The sequence below is a fragment of the Blautia sp. DFI.3.45 genome (genome assembly GCF_020593505.1).
GTDB classification, from domain to species: domain Bacteria; phylum Bacillota; class Clostridia; order Lachnospirales; family Lachnospiraceae; genus Blautia_A; species Blautia_A wexlerae.
In genome coordinates this window covers 16992-35582 of sequence record NZ_JAJDMI010000002.1, presented here as the reverse complement: position 1 = coordinate 35582, position 18591 = coordinate 16992, and the positions used below count along the sequence as shown (strand labels likewise).

The following is an 18591-nucleotide window of genomic DNA, read 5'->3' as shown; positions in this document are numbered from 1 at the left end:
GCGCTAATATGTAAAGGAAGGAATGCTGAACTATGAAAAAAAAGAAAAGCATCAGCTATGCAAAATGGGGATACATCTTTATCCTTCCATTTTTTATAACTTTTTTAATCTTTTCTTTGATTCCGCTGGTAGATACTGTACGTTATAGTTTCTATGAATATTATCGTTCAGGAATTAAAGAAATCGGACCGAATTTTATTGGAATTGCAAACTATCTGAGTCTGTTGAAGTCAGATATGCTCAAATACAGTGCTAATACACTGATTCTGTGGGTAATCGGATTTGTACCGCAGATTGTGATCGCACTGGTTCTGGCATGTTGGTTTACAGATGCGCGTCTGAAGATCCATGGACAGCAGTTTTTCAAGGTTGTTATTTATCTTCCTAACCTGATCATGGCTTCTGCATTTGCATTATTGTTCTTTACCATGTTCTCTACCAACGGACCGATTAACTCTATTCTGATGTCTCTGGGATGGGTTAAAAATCCGATAGATTTCATGGGTTCTGTAATCGGAACCAGATCTCTGGTCGGATTTATGAACTTCCTGATGTGGTTTGGTAATACAACAATTATGCTGATGGCTGCTGTTATGGGTATCAGTATGGATATTTTTGAAGCATCTGAACTGGATGGCTGTAACAGTATCAAGAGATTTTTCTATATCACACTGCCGCTGATCCGTCCGATCCTTGCTTATACACTGATCACATCTATCATCGGTGGTCTTCAGATGTTCGATGTTCCTCAGATTCTTACAAATGGACAGGGAAATCCGGACCGTACATCTATGACTCTGATTATGTTCCTGAACAGCCACTTAAAGAGCAAGAACTATGGTATGGCAGGTGCACTGTCCGTATATCTGTTTATTGTCAGCGGTATTTTATGTATGATCGTATATAAGATGACAAATGACACAGACCCGGACGGATCTAAGAAAGCTGCAAAGAAAAAAGCAAAAGAAGAAAGAAGGAGGAGATAAACTATGAAACCAAATACATCAGGTCGTGTGCGCAGTATTTTTGTTCATCTTGTGCTGATCTTTTTATCCTTCCTGTGTCTGTTTTTCTTTTACATTCTGATTGTAAATGCAACACGTTCCCATGCGGATCTGCAGAAAGGATTTTCAGCACTTCCCGGAAAATATTTTCTTGAGAATCTGAAGAATGTGGCAAATGACGGAAGTTTCCCGATGTTCCGCGGTATTCTTAACAGTGTTGTTGTATCTTCCTGCAGTGCTGCACTTTGTACATATTTTTCTTCTTTGACAGCTTATGGTCTATATGCTTATGATTTTAAAATGAAGAAAGCAGCTTTTACCTTTATTATGGCAATTCTTGTTATGCCTACACAGGTAACAGCAATGGGATTTTTACGACTGATCACAAAGATGGGAATGTATGACTCTTTACTTCCGCTGATCATTCCATCCATTGCATCTCCAGCAGTCTTTTACTTTATGTACAGTTACCTTCAGTCTTCCCTTCCTTTATCCCTTGTAGAAGCGGCAAGAATTGATGGCTCCGGAGAATTCAGAACCTTTAACAGTATTGTACTTCCGATCATGAAACCGGCAGTAGCAGTACAGGCAATCTTTACTTTCGTAGGATCCTGGAACAATTACTTCGTTCCTGCCCTGATCATTCAGTCAAAGAGCAAAATGACAGTGCCGATCCTGATTGCAACTCTGCGTGGTGCTGATTATATGAACTTTGATATGGGTAAAATTTACATGATGATCACTGTTGCGATCGTGCCAATCATTATTGTATATCTGCTTTTATCCAAATACATTATTGCAGGTGTAACACTTGGTGGTGTAAAAGAATAATGAGAATTAAGAACCCCCATAGAGAGAATGCTATGGAGGTTCTTTTCATGAGAATTATAATATTAAAAACAGGAGTATAATTATATGAAGAAATGGATTTACAGTGGAACTAGAGAAGAACAGCCGTCAGAGAGAGAACTGATGCATGGAAAGCTTGCCAGAAAAGCGGCGTCAGAAGGCATTGTTCTGCTGAAAAATGAAGGAATCCTTCCATTAAAGAAAGATACAGCTGCTGCACTTCTTGGGTATGGAGCAGAGAAAACCGTAAAGGGTGGAATTGGTTCTGGAGATGTTAACAACAGAAAGAATACTTCTATTTATCAGGGACTGAAAGAAGCAGGAGTAAAAATTGTAAGCGAAGACTGGATCAGCGATTATCACAATCGCTATGAGCAGGCGAGAGAGGCGTGGAAAGAAAAAGTTCTGGAAGAAGCTAAGAAAGTAGATAATCCTTTTGATGCCTATGCAGAGAATCCTTTTGCAATGCCGCTGGGACGTAAGGTGGCAGAGGAAGATATCTGTGAAGCAGATGTGGTGATTTATGTGATCAGTCGTATTTCAGGAGAAGGAAAAGACCGCCGCAAAGTAAAGGGAGATTACTATTTAAGCGAGAGAGAAGAGGAAGATTTACGTTATCTTGCAGAAATGAACAAACCTGTGATCCTTATTCTTAATGCAGGTGGTCCTGTGGAGCTGACAGATATTCTGGAACAGACAGACAATATAAAAGGAATCTTAAATATTTCTCAGCTTGGTCAGGAAGGGGGAGATGCCCTGGCAGATGTACTTCTGGGAAAAGAAGTGCCGGGCGGTAAACTGACAACAACCTGGGCAAGGCGATACGAGGATTATCCGGCTTCAGAAGAGTATGGGTATCTGAATGGCAATCTGGAAAAGGAAAAATACAAAGAAGGTATTTATGTAGGTTACAGATATTTTGACAGCTTTGACAAAAAGGTGATGTTTCCGTTTGGGTTTGGTCTTTCTTATACTATGTTTGAGATGATGTGTTGCAGCATAAATATGGAAGAAAGTAAGATCAGAGCAGAGGTTCAGGTTACAAATACAGGAAATGAATATGCTGGTAAAGAAGTGGTACAGATTTATGTTACGCTTCCGCAGACAGAACTGGAAAAAGAGTATAAGAGACTGGCAGGTTTTGCAAAAACCAGACTTCTGAAGCCGGGAGAAACACAAACACTTACTGTTGAGATTCCGCAGAAACAACTGGCTTCTTTCAATGAGAAAACACATACATGGATAGTGGAAAAAGGCAAATATGGCATTCTGGTCGGAAACAGTTCAGACAAACTGAAACTGGAAGCAGTTCTGGTAGTTTCAGATGATACAGTACTGGAACAGATGGATAAAATCTGCCCGCTTCAGGAAGAACTGAAACAGATTCATTTGACAAAAGAATTGAAAGAAAAATCTGTGCAGAGACAGGAAAAACTGATAACAGCGCAGGTTCCGGAATATTATTTTAAACCTGCGATGATACCGGCAAAATCGGAAAATGCCGGAAAAAATCAGGAAAATCTGACAGAGGAAGAAAAAAGATTTGTTTCTGTTCTTGAAGACAGAACTACAGAAGAGCTGATTCCTCTGCTTTATGGAAAGATTTCAGAGAATATCAGTACTCTTGGTGCAGCAGGGATTCGAGTACCGGGATCAGCAGGTGAAACCTGCGGTACTTTGGAAGAGTATGGAATCCCCTCTCTTGTTATGGCGGACGGTCCGGCAGGTATCCGCCTTAGACAGTGGTATGAAGTAGATAAAGAGGCAGACAGTATCTATGAAATGGGTGTTCTTGGCTCTCTGGAAAATGGGATTCTGGAACCAGGCGTACACCATGAGAATGCAGACACTTATTATCAGTACTGCACAGCTTTTCCTGTAGGAACAGCACTGGCACAGACATGGAATGCAGATCTCATGACAGAGTTTGGAAAAGCAATCGCAGAAGAAATGGAAGAATTTCATGTGAATCTGTGGCTTGCACCAGGCATGAATATCCACAGAAATCCATTATGTGGAAGAAATTATGAATATTATTCAGAAGATCCATATCTGTCAGGGATGCTGGCAGCAGCAGTGATCCGGGGTGTTCAGAGCAAGTCAGGATGTGGCGTAACAATCAAGCATTTTGCATGTAATAATCAGGAAGATAACCGCATGGGTGTTGACTCCTGCGTATCCGAACGTGCGCTCAGAGAAATCTATCTCCGCGGATTTGAAATTGCAGTAAAAGAAGGAAATCCTGTTTCTATTATGACTTCCTATAATCTTATCAACGGTATTCATGCGGCGAACAGCAAAGATCTGTGCATGACAGTTGCCAGAAAAGAATGGGGATTTGACGGAGCAATTATGTCAGACTGGAACACAACAGTTCCGGAAGATGGAAGCGTTCCATGGAAATGTGTGGCAGCAGGCAATGACATTATCATGCCTGGAAATCCGGATGATGATAAGAATATTCGCCAGGCATATAAAGAAGGTAAACTTACAGAAGAAGAAATCCGAAATTGTGCCGGACATCTGGTATCTATGATCCGTAGATTAGAGCGTACAGATTGTTGAAATGATTTTTCAAACATGCTCTAAATGAAAACAGATAGAATTCTGGCATATGCTGAAAATACAGTAATGAGAGGACAATATTAATTATTAAAATCAATCGGAAGACCATCAGAGGCCTTCCGATTGATTTAGTGCTCATAATAACTGGATTTTTTATTTGCATCAGCAGATTTTCAGCAGATTTTCAAAGGAGAAAATCTCTTTTTCAGACATTAATTCTTCAAATCTGTTCAGGTTAAGATCTGAGTGTTCCAGTTCTCTTGAAAACTGATAACAGATACGGATCTGGTCATCTAGCTTAAACTGCCGGTTGTTTTTCAGATAGGTTCCCACATTTAATTCATGGATGAACAGGGTGCACACAACTGCCATTTTCACCTTGGCGAAGATCTCATCATCATAAACTGCACCGCAGAAATAGGTATAGATCCAGTAAACAAGAAGCTGTTCCTCCTGAATCTGCCAGTCCGGATAAGAGAAATCAAATTCACTTTTCTGCCAGGAATAAAGATTTCCGGAGTCAGACTGCGAATCTGTATTTCCATTATACAGTGGAGTCAGACAATTCTTTAAGTATTCCTGCCATCCCGGGCGCAGAACCTCCATTTCCGGGACAACAGTTTTCCACATTTTTTTAAATAATTGTTCTGGTGTATTTGCGCAGGCAGATGCAACAGAACTGTTTTCTATGTTATCTGTATTTATACGAGAGTAAATTTTGCTGCAAAATCTATCTCCGTATCCGGAATCTTCATGTCGTTTTCGCATTTCTTCCCATTTAAAGAGTTCATTTTTATTTACACATAACTGGAAATCATGTGCAGCAGCCAGAAGTTTCCACAGACGTTTCTGCATGGGTACAGCTCTGTCCTGGATGATATCTATAAGCATATCACGGGTGTCCATAAGTGCAGTGAACAGGAAATAATCAAAGTCATCATAGACTTCTTCTTTTGTCTTTTTTTCTTTTGTGATAAAGTGTACCTTTTCTTTTTGGGAAAGTAAAATCCTTGCTGCCTCCGGACAGGAGAGCGACAGGGAAATCTCACGCAGACCTTCAAATTCTTCAATATGTCTAGGATAATTTCTGCAGGTTCTGCAGAACATTTCCGGTCCTGCTTCTGTGTAGATATCACACAGGTTCTCTTCGTTGAGAAAAGCACAGCGTCTGTTATACTGGCGGAAAACATGTTCTTTCCAGTCAATATCATTGTGCAGGCGATTGCGGAATGGACCTTTAAAGTGCTGGTACTTCTTCAGTGTCTGATCGTCAATCACGATCTGCCATCCTGCGCAGCAGGTATCCGGACAGGCTCCTGCAATGCAGGAAAATTCTTTATAGTAGTTTGGAAATGTGTATTGCATGATATTAAATAGGATCCTTTCTTTTTTTCTTAAGTTTACGGTAAGTTCCTGCAGTCATGCCACAGGATTTGCGAAAGCTCTGGGAGAGATAACTCTGAGAGGAGAATCCTGTGAGATGCGCAATATCTGAAATCCCGTAATCAGTATTTTCCAGAAGCTCCTTGCACACTTCGATGCGTTTTCGGTTCAGATAATTGATAGGAGAAATCCCATAATATTTTGTAAATTCATGACTCAGATAATACTTATTAAGATGACTGAGTTCTGAGAGGTGATCCAGAGTAATATTTTCCCCGTAATTGGAGTCAAGATAACGCTTAATATGAGCGCACTCTTTACTTGGATGCTGGGCGGTGATCAGTTCAAATGGTGAATCCGTAATGCGCCGAAGCTGCAGAATCAGAATATCCAGCATATGACTGCAGATGGTTTCATATCCTTCAGACTGTCTGTCCAGCTCCTGAAACAGAGAATTAAAGTAAAATAACAAATCTGTTTTCTTTTCACGACAGTTAAAAATGCGATACTCTTTATGACCGTTAAAGGAAAAACATAGTCCGTCCACACCTACTGTAAAATAACTCAGAGGAGGACTCCCTTTGGAGATTTCAGTGTGATTGATATGTGGATTAATGATGACCAAATCGTCCTTTGAGATTGGGAAAATCTGATCCTCGATCAGAAAATCTCCCTGACCGTCACGTACATAGAACAATTCTGTAAAGGCATGAGAGTGAGGAATACTGGGCCAGTCACCCTCGTAGCGGGAAGAAGAGGTATTTAAAAGCGTAATATTCTGAGCTGTTGGGTGTTCGGGGCTGAAACGAAATGATTGTGAGCTCATGGCAGATTCTCCTTTCTTCTGTTTACGGCAGATGAGTATATTTGTAGCAATTTTGTTGGCGGATTCTGAATGATAGTATTTTATATCGCAAAAGATATAACTGAGATTCTTCAGGATAATTAGAATAAGTGCATAAAAAATGATAAAAATAAAATCAACATCAGTTATTAAGGTAAAAAATAGAAGGCTTTTCAGATAGCTGATAACATATTTTCTATAATACCATAATTTTTTTGTAAGAGCAAGATTTCTAAAAAACAAAGCAAAAAGTGAATTGAAAAAAATTTTGAAAGAAAGTATTTTATAAACAGATAGACTGAAAATAATGTGATTACAGAAGCGAACGGACAGTAATTATCCGCTTGTCAGCAAAATGAAGGAGGTAACAGAAAATGGGAAAAGGTCGTGTAACCATACCAACTGACCTGGATGTAGTTCCACAGACACTGGAAATGATAGAAGAGTGGGGCGCTGATGCTATACGTGACTGTGACGGAACAGAATTTCCGCAGAAATTAAAAGACACAGGTGCCAAAATTTATGCAACCTACTATACAACTCGTAAGGACAATGCGTGGGCGAAAGCACATCCGGAAGAAATCCAGCAGATGTATATTATGACATCTTTCCACACAGCGGTTGCAGATACACTGGAGATTCATCTGATGGATCACCTCTATCCGAATATGCTTGCAGTCAACACAAGAGATGATATCCGCAGATGGTGGGAAGTAATGGATCGTACCACAGGAGAGCCGGTACTGACAGATCAGTGGTCATATGAAGAAGAGACAGGAAATGTAGTGATCTTATCTGCGAAACGCTTCCATGAATATACTGTAAGTTTCCTGGCATATATTATGTGGGATCCTGTACATATGTACAATGCAGTAGTAAATGACTGGAAAGACGTAGAACCGCAGATTACATTTGATGTGCGTCAGCCGAAAACAAGAGCACACTCTCTGGAACGTCTGCGCAGATTTCTGGATACTCATGAGTATGTGGATGTTGTGCGCTTCACTACATTTTTCCATCAGTTTACTCTTATATTTGATGAACTTGCAAGAGAGAAATATGTAGACTGGTTTGGTTATTCCGCTTCAGTCAGCCCATATATTCTGGAGCAGTTTGAGAAAGAAGTGGGCTATCCTTTCAGACCGGAATATATCATTGATCAGGGATACATGAACAATACCTATCGGATTCCCTCAAAAGAATTCAAAGATTTCCAGGCATTTCAGAGACGCGAAGTTGCGAAGCTTGCCAAAGAGATGGTAGATATCGTACATGAATACGGAAAAGAGGCCATGATGTTCATGGGAGATCACTGGATTGGTATGGAACCGTTTATGGACGAATTTGCATCTATCGGACTGGATGCTGTAGTTGGAAGTGTTGGAAATGGTGCGACCCTGCGTCTGTTCAGTGATATTAAGAATGTAAAATATACAGAAGGAAGATTTTTGCCATACTTTTTCCCGGATACGTTCCATGAAGGCGGCGATCCTGTAAAGGAGGCAAAAGTAAACTGGGTAACAGCAAGAAGAGCAATCCTTCGAAGCCCGATCCAGAGAATAGGCTACGGCGGATATCTGAAACTTGCCCTGGAATTCCCGGATTTTGTACAGTATATCAAAGAAGTCTGCGAAGAGTTCCGCACTTTATATGATAACATTCAGGGAACGACTCCTTATTGCGTAAAACGGGTAGCAGTCCTGAATTGTTGGGGAAAGATGCGCTCATGGGGTAACCATATGGTACATCACGCCATCTATTACAAGCAGAATTATTCTTATTTCGGAATTATCGAAGCATTAAGCGGCGCACCGTTTGATGTATCATTTATCAGCTTTGATGATATCAAAGCAGACAAAGATCTTCTGAAGAAGTTTGACGTAGTGATCAATGTAGGAGATGCGGACACTGCACAGTCAGGCGGCGAGAACTGGATCGACGAAACAATCATCACAGCAGTCAGAGAATTTGTATATAATGGCGGTGGATTTATCGGTGTAGGAGAACCGGCAGCACATCAGTGGCAGGGCAGATTCATTCAGTTAGATGATGTACTTGGAGTAGAAGAAGAACATGGATTTAACCTGAATACAGATAAATATAACTGGGAAGAACACAGAGATCATTTCATCCTTAAAGATGCAGAAGGCGAGGTTGATTTCGGTGAAGGTAAGAAGAACATTTATGCCTTACCGGAAACAGAAATCTTAATCCAGAAAGACCAGGAAGTGCAGATGGCTGTAAAGACTTTCGGTAAAGGAAGAGGCGTTTATATCAGCGGACTTCCATACAGCTTCAAGAACAGCCGCGTGCTTTATCGTGCAGTCCTTTGGTCAGCATCCGCAGAGGAAGAACTTCACTGCTGGTATTCAACCAACTACAATGTAGAAGTACATGCTTACGTAAAAAATGGAAAATACTGCGTAGTCAACAACACTTACGAACCACAGGATACAGTAGTTTACAGAGGTGATGGAAGCAGTTTCCGGTTACATATGGAGGCAAATGAGATCAAATGGTATCAGATATGAAAGATATCGGATAGATTTTATCTGTAAAATAGATTGAAAAGCAAGTCAGTGAAGAAATAACAGAACAGGTTCAGACGTGAGCAGAATGCTTTTGCCTGAACCTGTTTTGATGTGTCAATAAGTTGATTTTTGAACAATCTTGCGTTTGAATTTCTTATTTACGCATCGTTGTCGGTCGCTGTAGCCACCGGCATATAATTATTTAATTAAGCTGTTATCATCAAAGTAGTTGATCTGCATTGCTGAACGAACATCATGAAGTGTCTGTGCAGCTTTTGCTTCAGCAACCTTGCTTCCCTCTTTGAGGATATCATATACATCATCAAGATGCTGTTCCCAGTATTTACGTCTTTCGCGGATTGGAGAAAGCTCTGCCTGGAGTACTTTGTTCAGGAATTTCTTAACCTTGACATCACCCAGACCGCCGCGTGTATAATGAGCTTTCAGTTCATCCAGATTCTGATATTCAGGCAGGAACTCTGCGAAATATTCCGGTTTACAGAATGCATCCAGATAAATAAATACAGGATTTCCTTCCACACGTCCCGGATCTTCCACACGAAGATGATTCGGGTCTGTGAACATGGACATAACCTTCTTCTTAACATCAGCTTCTTCATCTGAAAGGTAGATGCAGTTTCCGAGAGATTTGCTCATTTTTGCTTTTCCGTCAATACCTGGCAGACGTAAGCATGCTTTATTGGATGGCAGAATAATCTCAGGCTCTGTCAGAGTTTCACCATAAACAGTATTAAATTTGTGGACGATCTCCTTGCACTGCTCGAGCATTGGAAGCTGATCTTCGCCAACCGGAACAGTAGTAGCGCGGAATGCAGTGATGTCTGCAGCCTGGCTGATCGGATAGCAGAAGAATCCAACAGGGATGCTTGCCTCAAAATTACGCATCTGGATTTCAGATTTAACTGTAGGATTACGCTGTACACGTGCCACAGTAACAAGGTTCATATAATAGAAAGTAAGCTCTGTAAGCTCCGGAACCATGGACTGGATAAAGATAGTGGATTTCTCAGGATCAATGCCGCATGCAAGATAATCCAGGGCGACCTGAAGGATGTTCTGGCGAACTTTCTCAGGGTGTTCAGCGTTATCTGTTAATGCCTGTGCATCTGCGATCATAATATAAATTTCATCATATAAGCCGGAGTTCTGTAAACGAACACGCTCGGATAATGAACCAACATAATGTCCAACATGAAGGCGGCCTGTTGGGCGGTCACCGGTTAAAATAATTTTGCTCATTTTGCTCTCCTAAAAGTAAATTCCGATTTTCCAGAGAGTTTCTGGAAATTCTCAGTTATCCCTATTATAAAGCCTGCGAATGTTACCGTCAATGATTTTGAGAGAATAAATAGGTATTATGTTACACCAGTATGGTTTTATGTACGCTAAATAATACCATATATCTGTATGGTATTATGATATATTGGAAGAGAAAAGTGGTCAGAATCAAAAAGCAGCTAAATTTGTGAATAATTATACAGGAAATACATTTCCATAATTGATAAAAAGGAAAGATTCTGCTAAAATAATAAGGAATTATACAAAATTTTACACTGAATAAGGATAAGATAAAAGGAGTAAACACACCATGCCAGTATTTGATTTCAGCGGTGCTTCAGACAAGAAACCAGGTGTACAGTCTGAATGTACCTACACGACTTTCCAGTCCAATGAACAGGAAACATCCCCTGAGAAACCGATCATGGTTCTTGATAACAGCAGCCACCAGTGGAAACATCATTCCTGCGGTATTTTTACAAACCCGATCAAACGTACTTCCTTTGAGTTTAAAGAGGACGATGGAACTTTCGCAGCAGATATTCTCAGCATTGATTCAAGATTCGTAAGCCTTCTGAAATGGCTTGGAGAGAATCACATCAATGTACGTCTTTCCGGACAGAATCAGGAGAAAGGATATGCAGTTTATAAGATTCGTGAGACCGCATTCGGTGGCGGCACAAAGCTCTCCGCAGAGGACGGATTTCTTCAGTTTATGATCGAGAGACTTCTTGCAAGCAGTGCACCGGCAGAGATCGCAGAAGACGAAGATGAGGAAGAAACAGGAGATGAAATGAAGCTGACAAGTATTCAGAGCATCACTGATTTTATGACCTGCGCAGGCAGAACCCTTCCGGACAACATCCGTCTCTGGGCAAGAAGAAACCTTGCAGTTGCCCGTTCCCACGAAGTATCTCCGGAGGAAAGACGCCATGCTCAGCGAGCTCTTTCCATTATGATGAATGTACAGTGGAAGAGTAATTACTTTGAAGCAATTGATCCTCAGGAAGCCCGCAGAATCCTTGACGAAGAACTCTACGGAATGGAATCTGTAAAGCAGCGTATCATTGAGACGATCATTCAGATCAACCGTACCCATACACTTCCGGCATACGGACTTCTTCTTGTAGGCCCGGCAGGTACAGGTAAATCTCAGATTGCCTATGCGGTTGCCCGTATCCTGAAACTTCCGTGGACAACTCTGGATATGAGTTCCATCAACGATCCGGAACAGCTCACAGGAAGCTCCAGAATCTATGCAAACGCAAAGCCTGGAATCATCATGGAAGCCTTCTCAGCAGCAGGAGAATCCAACCTTGTATTCATCATCAACGAGCTTGATAAAGCAGCATCAGGCAAGGGCAACGGAAACCCGGCAGATGTACTTCTGACACTGCTTGACAACCTTGGATTTACAGATAACTACATGGAATGTATGGTGCCGACAGTGGGCGTTTATCCGATCGCTACAGCAAATGATAAATCCCAGATCAGCGCACCTCTGATGTCCCGTTTTGCAGTGATCGATATTCCGGATTACACCTCAGAAGAGAAGAAGATTATCTTCTCCAAATATGTACTTCCGAAAGTTCTGAAACGTATGAGCCTCAAAGCAGAAGAATGCGTAGTGACAGAAGACGGTCTGGAGGCTATTGTTGAGAAACACAAAAACACCAGCGGAATCCGTGACCTGGAACAGGCGGCAGAGCATATTGCAGCCAATGCCCTGTACCAGATTGAAGTAGACCACCTGACAGGTGTGACATTCAATGCAGAGATGGTAAGAGAATTACTTTCCTGAAAAACTGAAATTATATGTTTGAAAAAATCTTGACATAAATAAAAGTTAAGAGTATACTTTCAGACATCAGCAGGATAAAATTTAGAAATTGCTGATAAAAATAAAATAAGATCTTCAGGGCAGGGTGCAATTCCCTACCGGTGGTAAAGCCCACGAGCCGTAAGGTATGATTCGGTGCAATTCCGAAGCCGACAGTACAGTCTGGATGAAAGAAGATAGTAGTAGAGATACAGAAGAATTAACTGATCTGTGAAAGCGACTGCTCTGGAATAATAAATTTATTCCAGAGCTTTTTTATATCATCAAAGCAGTTTTAATGATGAAGCAAAAAGTCAGATTCACACGAAGATAATTCAAACAGATATTAATTTACAGGCCCTGGATGTTGAAAGACACCGGGGCTTTTTTGGTATCATCAGTACCATCAGAAGAACAGGAGATGAGGGATTGAAAGATATAACGGATATGGAAAAAGACAGGCAATATATGAAAATGGCGTTAGAACTGGCACAAAAAGGAATGGGATTTACAGCACCTAACCCAATGGTAGGTGCCGTGATCGTCAAAAGAGGAAAAGTCATTGGCCAGGGATATCACAGAAAATACGGTGAACCTCATGCAGAAAGGGAAGCTCTGGCATCATGTACAGAACAGCCAGAAGGTGCCTCCATATATGTTACTCTGGAACCTTGCTGCCATTACGGGAAACAGCCTCCGTGTGTCAATGCAATCCTGGAATCGGGGATCAGACGTGTGATCATTGGTTCCTCGGACCCTAATCCCCTGGTTTCAGGAAAAGGAATCCGGATTCTGAAAGAGCATGGGATCGAAGTAACGGAAAACGTTTTAAAAGAAGAGTGCGATAAACTCAATGAAGCATTTTTCTATTACATACAGAATCAAAAACCATATGTAGTCATGAAATATGCGATGACCATGGATGGAAAAATTGCCACTTATACAGGCGCATCCAGATGGGTGACAGGCGAAGCTGCCAGAATGCATGTGCAGAAACAGAGATTGAAATATACAGGGATTATGGCTGGAGTGGGAACTGTGCTGGCAGATGATCCGATGCTTACATGCAGACTGGAAAACGGCAGAAATCCTGTGCGTATTATCTGTGACTCCCACTTGCGGACACCACTGAATTCCAGAATTGTGAAAACGGCATCAACAATTCCAACAATCTTTGCAACCAGCAGTAAAGACCAGCAGAAGATAAAGAATTATGAAGATATGGGATGTAAAGTTCTGGATGTCCCGGAAAAAAACGGACACATAGATTTAAACAGACTAATGGAACTTCTGGGAGCTGCAAAGATAGACAGTATCTTACTGGAAGGAGGAGGCACTTTAAACTGGTCAGCACTCGAAAGCGGTATTGTTCAGAAAGTCCAGACCTATATAGCACCTAAACTTTTTGGGGGAGAAAGTGCAAAGACACCGATAGAAGGAAAAGGATTTCCTGATCCTGCCAGCGCAATATTATTAAAAAACAGCGAAATAATCAGAATAGGAGATGATTTTCTTATAGAGAGTGAGGTGAAGAGTAATGTTCACGGGAATTGTTGAAGAACTGGGAACTGTGAAAAAAATAAAAAAAGGAGCAAATTCAGCAGTATTTACGATACGGGCAGAGAAAATTCTGGATGATCTGAAAACAGGGGACAGTGTAGCTGTAAATGGAATCTGCCTCACTGTAACTGCATGTCTGGAAGATGGTTTTACAGCAGATGTGATGCATGAGACATTGAATCGTTCTGCGCTGATTCAGCTTTCTTTGGGACAGCATGTAAATCTGGAAAGGGCAATGCCTGCAAATGGAAGATTTGGAGGACACATTGTTGCCGGGCATGTGGATGGAACAGGAAAAATCACGGAAATTCGCAGAGATGATAATGCTGTCTGGTACACCATTCAGGCTTCACCACAAATTATGAAATATATTGTGACAAAAGGTTCTGTAACAGTTGATGGAATCAGTCTTACAGTGGCAAAAGTCTCAGAAACAGACTTTTCCATTTCTGCAATTCCTCATACAGTAAAGATTACAGTCCTCGGAGAACGCAAAGAAGGAGATATCGTTAATCTGGAGACAGACATAATTGGAAAATACGTGGAAAAATTAATAACGCCTGTGAAAGAACAGCCGATAAAAAGTAATATTACACGGGATTTTCTGAATAAGTATGGCTTTTGACAGAATTAACCACAAAGCGGTTATTCGATTGATGCAGAACTGTACAGTGGATGTTTTATCTGCCTGACACGAACCAGATAAGCAGCCAATACGAATGATTTTGCCCTCTTAACAACAGAAAAATATATTGTATCAGAAAATACATTGCATAAGGAGAGAAAAAATGAACGGATTTGATTCAGTAGAAGAAGCTCTGGAAGAACTTCGGAATGGAAAAATTATTCTGGTAACGGATGATCCGGACAGAGAGAATGAAGGAGATTTTATCTGTGCAGCAGAGTTTGCCACAACAGAAAATATTAACTTTATGGCAACTCACGGAAAAGGACTTATCTGTATGCCAATGTCTGAGGAATATGTAAGAAAACTGCAGTTCCCGCAGATGGTAGCAGAAAATTCAGATAATCACGAAACTGCTTTTACTGTTTCCGTAGACCATATCAGCACCACTACAGGAATCTCTGCGGCAGAACGTTCTGTTACTGCCATGAAATGTGTGGATGAGAATGCAAAACCCGAAGATTTCAGACGCCCCGGACATATGTTTCCACTTCTGGCGAAGAAGAACGGTGTTCTGGAAAGAAACGGACATACAGAGGCAACTGTAGACCTGTGCAGACTTGCAGGGTTAAAACAGTGCGGGCTGTGTTGTGAAATTATGAGAGAAGACGGCACTATGATGCGGACTTCTGAGTTACGGGAACTTGCCGGAAAGTGGAATCTTAAATTCATAACAATTAAAGATATTCAGAATTACCGTAAATGCCATGATATTCTGGTGGATCGCGTGACGACCACAAAAATGCCGACCAGATACGGAGAGTTTATGGCGTATGGATTTGTAAACCGCCTGAATGGGGAACATCATGTAGCACTGGTAAAAGGTGAAATCGGAGATGGAGAAAACGTTCTGTGCCGTGTGCATTCAGAGTGCCTGACAGGAGACGTTTTTGGATCACAGCGTTGTGACTGCGGACAACAGTTTGCAGCGGCGATGGCCCAGATTGAGGAAGAAGGCAGAGGGATACTCCTTTATATGAGACAGGAAGGAAGAGGAATCGGACTGATCAATAAACTTCGTGCCTATGAACTTCAGGAACAGGGAATGGATACACTCGAAGCGAATCTGGCACTTGGATTTGCCGGAGACGAAAGAGAATACTACATTGGTGCGCAGATTCTGAGAAATCTTGGGGTAAAAGAGCTGAGGCTGCTGACAAATAACCCGGATAAAGTTTATCAGTTGGAAGAATTTGGCATCAGGATCAAACAGAGAGTTCCGATACAGATGAATGCCACAGCGTATGATCTGCGTTATCTTAAGACAAAACAATTACGAATGGGACATATTCTGAAGTATTAAATACAGCGGGGATTTTCATATATAACGATAACGTTCCCGAAAATAAAATTTACCGTATATAAAAACCTGTACAGGTTAAAAAATATAAATTTACAGATGAAAGGACCAGAAAAAATGAAAACATTAGAAGGAAAATTAGTATCAGATGGAATGAAAGTAGGAATTGTAGCAGCCCGCTTCAATGAATTTATAACTTCCAAGCTGGTAAGTGGTGCCATGGATGGGCTGACACGTCACAATGTAAAAGAAGAGGACATCCAGGTAGCGTGGGTACCAGGTGCTTTTGAAATCCCACTGATCGCGTCTAAAATGGCAAAAAGTGGAAAGTATGATGCGGTTATCTGCGTAGGTGCTGTGATTCGTGGAAATACCAGTCATTATGATTATGTATGCAATGAGGTTTCCAAAGGGATTGCATCAGTATCACTGGAAACAGGAGTTCCGGTATTATTCGGAGTACTTACCACAGAAAACATCGAGCAGGCAATTGAACGCGCAGGTACAAAAGCAGGAAATAAAGGCTATGACTGTGCACTCAGTGCCATTGAAATGGTAAATCTGATCAAAGAATTTGAAGCTTAAATAGACAACAGATCAGACCCTGAAAGTGAAACCAGTTCACGAAAATCGAAAGGTAATGGTGCTTCCAGAAGGAGCATTTCATCTCTGAAAGGATGCTGAAAAGAAACTTTCCATGCATGAAGGGCTGCCCTGGAAAAGGAAGCACAGGAAGATATTTTATCGTCTGAATGATAAAGAGTATCTCCAAGCAAAGGATGTCCTGTGGATGCCATATGGACACGGATCTGGTGGGTACGTCCGGTATCCAGCTTAAGTGTGATAAGCGACCAGTCCTGACTGGAAAAAAGAGTATGATAATGAGTAACTGCTGTTTTGATTTTTCCCGATAATGCAGATGAATGTAAGGAAAGATCAGCAGCAGTTTTCATTTTCAGATGATTCTCCGGGTCCTGCATCAGCGGTAAATCTAAGGTATGCCAGACACCAGGCATATCTACAGGCAAAGTACCGGATACAGCGGCAAGATATTGCTTGTGAATTTTGCAGGGAGATTTTACAGATTGAAGCCTTGAAGCTGCTACCTGATTTTTGGCAAAAACCACAATCCCGGAAGTCTCCTGATCCAGCCGCCCCACCGGGCGGACACAGACCTGTTCATTTTTCTCTCGAAAGTAACCGGCAACAAGATTGGAGAGGCTGTCTGTATAATGCATTCCCGTTGGATGCGTAACCATTCCTGCCGGTTTATCAACTGCCAGAATATCCGTATCTTCATATAAAATATTCAGAGAAAAAGAAGTTTCGGAAATTGAAGCTGAAGCTCTGTTGGAATGGAAATCCGACAAATCTTTACTTCTGATTCCGTCATTATAATTTTCAAGATGCGCAGAAGCAGTCCCGGCTTCCTCCAGACAAACGCGGATCACATCGCCTGGATATATTGTCTCAGTTACACGACAGCGAACTCCGTTTCTGGTAATCCCGTCCGGTCGAAACTTCGCCTGGCTGATCTGCCGTTTTGTAAGTCCTGCATTCTTTTTCAGAAATGCTTCCATTTTAAGTTCTGTAGTTTGTTCATCTATTCTAAATTCCAGATATCGTTCCATCTTAATACTTTTCCTGTGTAATATATTCTGATATTGATACCATTGATATTACAGGGCAAAAAATAAACTGTCAATGCAAAATTATGTCAGCGTAATGCATAAAATATACTGAAGAAAAATTGCAATTGTGCTATGATATAAGAATCAAAACAATGAAAGCGGGGCAGAAAATAAATATGAAATACTTAATCATTGGAGCCGGAGGAACCGGTGGTGTTACCGGATATTATATGAAAAAAGCAGGCAAGGACGTAACCCTGATCGCGAGAGGCGAACACCTGAAAAAGATCCAGAAACAGGGTCTTACATTGGAGAAAATGTGGGATAAAACAGAGGAAAACATAAGCATTCCTGCTACAGATATGGAGCATTATGCAGAGCATCCGGACGTAATTTTTGTCTGCGTAAAAGGCTATTCCTTACAGGAAACGATTCCGTTTATCAAACGCATTGCCAGGAAAAATACTATCGTAATTCCAGTGTTGAATATATATGGAACAGGTGGAAAAATGCAGAAAGAACTGCCGGATCTTCTGGTAACGGACGGCTGCATCTATGTTTCTGCCAACATTAAAGAACCGGGAAAACTTCTCCAGCATGGACAGATCCTGCACATTGTATTCGGCGTAAGAGACAAAGCAGAATTCCGACCGGAACTGAAAGAGATTCAGAAAGACCTCTGTGACAGTCATATCGACGGGACTCTTTCGGAAAACATCCGCCGTGAAGCACTGGAGAAATTTTCCTATGTATCCCCGATCGGGGCAGCAGGACTCTATTACCACGCAACTGCCGCAGATTTCCAGAAAGAAGGCGAAGCCAGAGAACTTTTTAAGACCATGATAAAAGAAATCGCAGCACTTGCAGAAGCCATGGGAGTTCCTTTCCAGAAAGATATGGCAGAAGTAAATTTAAAAATCCTTTCCAACCTCGCACCGGAAGCAACCACTTCCATGCAGCGGGATATCATGGCAGGAAAACAGTCCGAAATTGACGGATTAGTTTACGAAGTAGTAAGAATGGGAGAAGAATATCACGTTCCGGTACCCGCATATGAGAAAGTGGCAGAAAAACTCAGAGCCCTGTAGCGAAGCGGATTGCGAATATCCGCTTGACCACCG

At 41.4% G+C, this 18591-nt stretch carries 14 protein-coding genes and 1 riboswitch; of the genes, 10 read left to right on the top strand and 4 right to left on the bottom strand.

Annotation, left to right across the window (positions count from 1 at the left end; all coding sequences use genetic code 11):
• The first annotated feature begins 32 nt into the window (after positions 1–32).
• The 3 genes from LJE09_RS00960 (at position 33) to LJE09_RS00950 (ending at position 4418) form a co-directional block, all read left to right on the top strand.
• Positions 33–986, top strand: coding sequence for a carbohydrate ABC transporter permease (locus tag LJE09_RS00960; protein ID WP_008704028.1), 954 nt, complete (start codon positions 33–35; stop codon positions 984–986).
• Positions 987–989: 3 nt separating this feature from the next.
• The gene (locus tag LJE09_RS00955) at positions 990–1835 is read left to right on the top strand and encodes a carbohydrate ABC transporter permease (protein ID WP_008704027.1); all 846 of its coding nucleotides are present in this window, start codon (positions 990–992) and stop codon (positions 1833–1835) included.
• A gap of 84 nt (positions 1836–1919) precedes the next feature.
• Positions 1920–4418, top strand: a complete 2499-nt coding sequence (locus LJE09_RS00950; protein WP_227310909.1) for a glycoside hydrolase family 3 protein — start codon at positions 1920–1922, stop codon at positions 4416–4418.
• Between the two features lie 162 nt (positions 4419–4580).
• On the opposite strand, the gene fliB is transcribed toward LJE09_RS00950, so the two are convergent.
• Together fliB and LJE09_RS00940 are read right to left on the bottom strand one after the other, a co-directional pair.
• Positions 4581–5783, bottom strand: coding sequence for a flagellin lysine-N-methylase (gene fliB / locus LJE09_RS00945; protein ID WP_055059511.1), 1203 nt, complete (start codon positions 5781–5783; stop codon positions 4581–4583).
• A 4-nt stretch (positions 5784–5787) separates the two neighbouring features.
• Positions 5788–6627 (bottom strand): AraC family transcriptional regulator, encoded by an 840-nt coding sequence (locus LJE09_RS00940; RefSeq protein ID WP_008704021.1) that lies wholly within the window; start codon positions 6625–6627, stop codon positions 5788–5790.
• A 392-nt stretch (positions 6628–7019) separates the two neighbouring features.
• Between LJE09_RS00940 and gnpA the strand changes: the two genes are divergently transcribed.
• Positions 7020–9176: a 1,3-beta-galactosyl-N-acetylhexosamine phosphorylase gene (gene gnpA / locus LJE09_RS00935; RefSeq protein WP_055059510.1), complete on the top strand. Its 2157-nt coding sequence runs from the start codon at positions 7020–7022 to the stop codon at positions 9174–9176.
• 198 nt (positions 9177–9374) lie between these two features.
• Here the strand turns inward: gnpA and trpS are convergent, their stop codons facing one another.
• Positions 9375–10436 (bottom strand): tryptophan--tRNA ligase, encoded by a 1062-nt coding sequence (gene trpS / locus LJE09_RS00930; protein ID WP_022380250.1) that lies wholly within the window; start codon positions 10434–10436, stop codon positions 9375–9377.
• Positions 10437–10785: 349 nt separating this feature from the next.
• Between trpS and LJE09_RS00925 the strand changes: the two genes are divergently transcribed.
• From LJE09_RS00925 to ribH, 5 genes are all read left to right on the top strand, one after another.
• The gene (locus tag LJE09_RS00925) at positions 10786–12276 is read left to right on the top strand and encodes an AAA family ATPase (protein WP_055059509.1); all 1491 of its coding nucleotides are present in this window, start codon (positions 10786–10788) and stop codon (positions 12274–12276) included.
• 106 nt (positions 12277–12382) lie between these two features.
• A riboswitch (FMN riboswitch) is annotated at positions 12383–12497 on the top strand.
• A gap of 244 nt (positions 12498–12741) precedes the next feature.
• Positions 12742–13851 (top strand): bifunctional diaminohydroxyphosphoribosylaminopyrimidine deaminase/5-amino-6-(5-phosphoribosylamino)uracil reductase RibD, encoded by a 1110-nt coding sequence (gene ribD / locus LJE09_RS00920; protein WP_044952695.1) that lies wholly within the window; start codon positions 12742–12744, stop codon positions 13849–13851.
• Positions 13832–14479 (top strand): riboflavin synthase, encoded by a 648-nt coding sequence (gene ribE / locus LJE09_RS00915; RefSeq protein ID WP_008704016.1) that lies wholly within the window; start codon positions 13832–13834, stop codon positions 14477–14479. Before ribD ends, ribE begins: the two co-directional genes overlap by 20 nt.
• Before the next feature lie 163 nt (positions 14480–14642).
• Entirely contained in the window at positions 14643–15842 is a 1200-nt protein-coding gene (locus LJE09_RS00910; protein WP_008704014.1) for a bifunctional 3,4-dihydroxy-2-butanone-4-phosphate synthase/GTP cyclohydrolase II, read from the top strand.
• A 114-nt stretch (positions 15843–15956) separates the two neighbouring features.
• Positions 15957–16424 carry a 6,7-dimethyl-8-ribityllumazine synthase gene (ribH, locus tag LJE09_RS00905; RefSeq protein WP_020994061.1) on the top strand — a complete coding sequence of 156 codons (468 nt, stop codon included), beginning with the start codon at positions 15957–15959 and terminating at the stop codon, positions 16422–16424.
• Here ribH and LJE09_RS00900 read toward each other — a convergent pair.
• Positions 16421–17470 carry an RluA family pseudouridine synthase gene (locus LJE09_RS00900; protein WP_008704010.1) on the bottom strand — a complete coding sequence of 350 codons (1050 nt, stop codon included), beginning with the start codon at positions 17468–17470 and terminating at the stop codon, positions 16421–16423. The two genes, ribH and LJE09_RS00900, sit on opposite strands and share 4 nt — an antisense overlap.
• A gap of 176 nt (positions 17471–17646) precedes the next feature.
• Here LJE09_RS00900 and LJE09_RS00895 point away from each other — a divergent pair, with 176 nt between their 5' ends.
• On the top strand, positions 17647–18558 hold the full coding sequence (locus LJE09_RS00895) for a ketopantoate reductase family protein (protein WP_044952194.1): 912 nt from the start codon (positions 17647–17649) through the stop codon (positions 18556–18558).
• The last annotated feature ends 33 nt before the right edge of the window (positions 18559–18591 follow it).

What these genes read in the sequence shown, in the direction of transcription:
- ribD (WP_044952695.1), top strand. Translation starts at nt 12,742, where the DNA reads ATGGAAAAAGACAGGCAATATATGAAAATGGCGTTAGAACTGGCACAA.
- LJE09_RS00960 (WP_008704028.1), top strand. Translation starts at nt 33, where the DNA reads ATGAAAAAAAAGAAAAGCATCAGCTATGCAAAATGGGGATACATCTTT.
- LJE09_RS00895 (WP_044952194.1), top strand. Translation starts at nt 17,647, where the DNA reads ATGAAATACTTAATCATTGGAGCCGGAGGAACCGGTGGTGTTACCGGA.
- LJE09_RS00950 (WP_227310909.1), top strand. Translation starts at nt 1,920, where the DNA reads ATGAAGAAATGGATTTACAGTGGAACTAGAGAAGAACAGCCGTCAGAG.
- gnpA (WP_055059510.1), top strand. Translation starts at nt 7,020, where the DNA reads ATGGGAAAAGGTCGTGTAACCATACCAACTGACCTGGATGTAGTTCCA.
- LJE09_RS00900 (WP_008704010.1), bottom strand. Translation starts at nt 17,470, where the DNA reads ATGGAACGATATCTGGAATTTAGAATAGATGAACAAACTACAGAACTT.
- LJE09_RS00955 (WP_008704027.1), top strand. Translation starts at nt 990, where the DNA reads ATGAAACCAAATACATCAGGTCGTGTGCGCAGTATTTTTGTTCATCTT.
- trpS (WP_022380250.1), bottom strand. Translation starts at nt 10,436, where the DNA reads ATGAGCAAAATTATTTTAACCGGTGACCGCCCAACAGGCCGCCTTCAT.
- LJE09_RS00925 (WP_055059509.1), top strand. Translation starts at nt 10,786, where the DNA reads ATGCCAGTATTTGATTTCAGCGGTGCTTCAGACAAGAAACCAGGTGTA.
- ribH (WP_020994061.1), top strand. Translation starts at nt 15,957, where the DNA reads ATGAAAACATTAGAAGGAAAATTAGTATCAGATGGAATGAAAGTAGGA.
- LJE09_RS00940 (WP_008704021.1), bottom strand. Translation starts at nt 6,627, where the DNA reads ATGAGCTCACAATCATTTCGTTTCAGCCCCGAACACCCAACAGCTCAG.
- LJE09_RS00910 (WP_008704014.1), top strand. Translation starts at nt 14,643, where the DNA reads ATGAACGGATTTGATTCAGTAGAAGAAGCTCTGGAAGAACTTCGGAAT.
- fliB (WP_055059511.1), bottom strand. Translation starts at nt 5,783, where the DNA reads ATGCAATACACATTTCCAAACTACTATAAAGAATTTTCCTGCATTGCA.
- ribE (WP_008704016.1), top strand. Translation starts at nt 13,832, where the DNA reads ATGTTCACGGGAATTGTTGAAGAACTGGGAACTGTGAAAAAAATAAAA.